This is a genomic window from Blautia sp. AF19-10LB, assembly GCF_003461245.1.
Classification (GTDB): Bacteria; Bacillota; Clostridia; order Lachnospirales; family Lachnospiraceae; genus Blautia_A; species Blautia_A intestinihominis.
Window position 1 is genome coordinate 956 of record NZ_QTWS01000075.1, and the last position, 3,797, is coordinate 4,752.

Genomic DNA, 3,797 nt, shown 5'->3' on the forward strand with positions numbered 1-3,797 from the left:
AACATGAAAACAGATAGGACAGATATGGAGGTTTTACAGTATGGCAGGAATAAGAATGGAGAACAAGATTTATGAAGTCGGCATGTACTGCCGCTTGTCAAAAGACGATGGCACGGATAACGAGAGTGCGAGCATTGCGACACAGAAATCCATCCTCACGGATTATGTGAAAAAGCAGGGATGGCACTTAGCAAAAACGTATGTGGACGACGGTTACTCTGGTACAAATTTCCAAAGACCAAGTTTCCAGAACATGATTAAGGACATTGAAAGCGGTCTGATAAACTGCGTTATCACGAAAGATTTATCTCGTCTGGGGAGGAACTATCTTGATTGCGGACTGTATCTGGAAGTGTTTTTCCCAGAGCATAATGTGAGGTATATAGCGGTCAATGACGGCGTGGACACGCTCAATAAATCCGCTATGGACATCACGCCTTTCCGCAACATCCTAAACGAAATGTATTCCGCCGATGTGTCGGTCAAGATAAAATCGGCGTACCGAGCGAGGTTTCAGCAGGGGAAATTCATGGGGACGACAGCACCATACGGTTACGTCAAAGACCCCGCCGACCACAACCATCTGCTGATAGATGACAAAGTTGCCCATGTGGTAAGGGAAATATTTGACCTTGCGTTAGCGGGCAACGGAATCGCCAAAATCCGCAAGCACATCAACAAACAGCATATCTTACGCCCCGCCGCTTATGCGGCGGAGCAGGGGGCAACAGGCTATGAGAGGTATTTTGAGGAGAATGAGGAGAACCGTTATATTTGGAGCGAGAACAGCGTAAGGGGCATTTTAAGAAGCCCGATATATGCGGGAAACCTTGCAGGCTACAAGCGGATTGCCGCCAACATGAAAAGCAAGAAACGCCCCTCTAAGCTGCCCGAAGAATGGGAAGTGATACCAGACACCCATGAGGGGATAGTCACGCAGGAGGAATTTGATACCGTACAGCAGCTTATTACAAGCCGCAGATTACCAGAAAACAAGGGCGGCTTTGAGAACATCTTTGCAGGCGTTATTAAGTGTGCGGACTGCGGCTATGCGATGCGGGCTATGAGTGCCAACAGGAGGAAACGCCCCGACATCATCGACTGCGTACAATATTCCTGCAATAATTATGGCAGATACGGTAATATCATGTGTACCGCACACAGCATTGAAGCGAGGGACTTGTTCAACGCTGTCCTCACCGACATCAACCGATTTGCGGATATGGCAGTCAATGATGAAAAGGCAGTGAGGGCGATTGAAAAGCGGCTCACGGAAACAGACCAGAGCAAGGCAAAGGCACTGGAAAAGGAGCAAAGAAAACTGAACAAACGCCTTGCAGAACTGGACAGGCTGTTTTCCTCACTCTATGAAGATAAGGTGATGGAGCGTATTACCGAGCGGAATTTTGAGATGATGTCGGGAAAATACCAGAAAGAACAGCTTGAAATTGAAGCAAGGCTGAAAGAGGTAACGGAAACGCTCAGCGACAGCTATGAGAAGACGCAGGGTGTCCGTGATTTCCTCTCCCTAATCCGCAACTATCAAGGCATTAAGGAACTGGACGCAACCATCATAAACGCACTTATAGACAAGATACTTGTTTCGGAACGTGAGAAACTTACAGACGGAATGGTGCGGCAGGAAATCAAGATTTATTATAAATTCATCGGCTTTGTCGGTGAATTACATATCACACCGACAAAGCGGTGGACTGCGTTAAAGCCTAAGAATTGTACGGTGTGCGGTGTTGAATATGTTCCCCGCTCTGGCATATCGAAGTATTGTCCTGCTTGTGCCAAGAAGATACAGAGGGAGAAATCAAACGAGAGCAAACGCAGGAGCAGGGAGCGAAACAGACAGGCATGTATTGAACTGTCCGCAAAAAATGACCGACTGATCTGGAACAGCAGGAAGGACGTATCTTAAGACAGGGAAACCAGAATGACAAAGTAAAGATATTCCGGTATGTGACGGAGAACACTTTTGATGCGTATATGTGGCAGATTTTGGAGAATAAGCAGAAGTTCATCAGCCAGATCATGACCAGTAAATCCCCGGTCAGGGCTTGTGAAGATGTGGATGATACGGCACTGTCCTATGCGGAAATAAAGGCACTTGCCACAGGCAATCCGTACATTAAAGAAAAAATGGATCTGGATGTGCAGGTGAGTAAGCTAAAACTTCTAAAGGCAAACCATACCAGTCAGATTTACCGTCTGGAATCCGATATTGCAAAGAATTTCCCGGTACAGATCAGTGCATTGAAAGAGCGGATTGCCGGGATGCAGATAGATTCCCAGGTAGTAAAAAGTGTGGATTTACAGGATAATGACATGTTTGCCATGACAGTAGGGAATGTCCTTTATGAAGATAAGAAAGAAGCAGGCGAAGCGTTGATCGCTGCTTGTGCAGGGTTAAAAACCGTCAGCACCGGCGGAAAGGTCGGGGAATATCATGGGTTCACGTTATCTGCTTCCTATAATATGTTCTCCAATGCGTTTGAACTGACGATCAAAGGAAAATGTTCTTATAAGCTGGAGATCGGAAAAGACCCGGTAGGAAATATGCAGCGTATCCATAACACCCTTTCTTCTATCGACAGGAAGCTGACGGAAAGTGAGCAGAAATTGGAAACCGTACAACAGCAGCTTGCTACTGCACAGGAAGAGGTAAAGAAACCATTTCCGAAAGAAGCAGAGCTGAATGAAAAGATAGAACGGTTATCCGAGTTAAATGCCTTGCTGAACATGGATGAAAAGGGCAATGAGACGATTATGGCAGATGAGGATATTGGCAGAGAAGGAAGTAACACAGACAGCAGGGATGCCGTAGAAGAAAAAGAACTTCCGGAAACAGCAGACAGAATTCATAAGCCATCTATTCTGGAACGCTTAAAGCAGGAGAAGGCACAGCAGAATACAGCGGAACCGACCGTTACACAGAAAACTGCAAAGAAAAAACACGAACAGGAGTTATAAAAGATTTCCCGTCAGAGTTTTCTCTGGCGGGGACATAAAATGGAGGGTTTGTTTATGGCAAATAATATAGAAAAACAGTTAAAAGAAATATCGGAACGGCTGGAGCAGGGAGTAAAGGAAATCTTTACATCGGAGCGATATACCGAATATCTGAATACCATGTCAAAGTTCCATAATTACAGCTTTAATAACACGCTGCTGATCACCATGCAGAAACCGGAAGCAACACTGGTGGCAGGGTATCAGGCATGGCAGAAGAAGTTTAACCGCCATGTAAAACGTGGAGAGAAAGGAATCCAGATCATTGCACCAGCACCGATCCGGGAGAAACAGGAGATTGAAAAGATCGACCCGGTAACAAAAGAGCCTGTGATCGGGGATGATGGACAGCCGGAAACAGAGATTGTGGAGATGGTGATACCGAGATTCCGCATAACGACAGTGTTTGATGTCAGCCAGACAGAGGGAGAACCGATCGCAGAACTGGAGGTGCCGGAGCTTACCGGAAGTGTACAGTTTTATGATACGTTCATGCAGGCATTGCAGAATATTTCTCCTGTACCGATCCGCATGATGAATGTGGAAGGGGAAGCAAAAGGCTATTATCACCAGACAGAAAAATATATTGCGATAAAGGAAGATATGAGTAATGTCCAGACGATGAAAACCGGAGTCCATGAAGTGAGCCACGCATTGCTGCATGACCGGGAAGTAATGGATGCGGAAGGCGTCTTAAAAGACCAGACAACAAAGGAAGTGGAAGCATTATACCCATGTTTTTATAATGTTGATCTTTTAAATTATTTTCCATAAATCCT

2 protein-coding genes and 1 pseudogene are annotated in these 3,797 nt (G+C 45.7%); all 3 read left to right on the plus strand.

The features are described 5' to 3' along the window. Positions 1 to 40: 40 nt before the first annotated feature. On the plus strand, positions 41 to 1,927 hold the full coding sequence (locus DWX28_RS18965; protein WP_118254721.1) for a recombinase family protein: 1,887 nt from the start codon (positions 41 to 43) through the stop codon (positions 1,925 to 1,927). An 80-nt stretch (positions 1,928 to 2,007) separates the two neighbouring features. After that, entirely contained in the window at positions 2,008 to 2,979 is a 972-nt protein-coding gene (locus DWX28_RS18970) for a helicase (protein WP_243002505.1), read from the plus strand. A 54-nt stretch (positions 2,980 to 3,033) separates the two neighbouring features. Then, positions 3,034 to 3,744, plus strand: a pseudogene (locus DWX28_RS18975) (ArdC family protein); the annotation flags it as partial. Between the last annotated feature and the right edge of the window lie 53 nt (positions 3,745 to 3,797).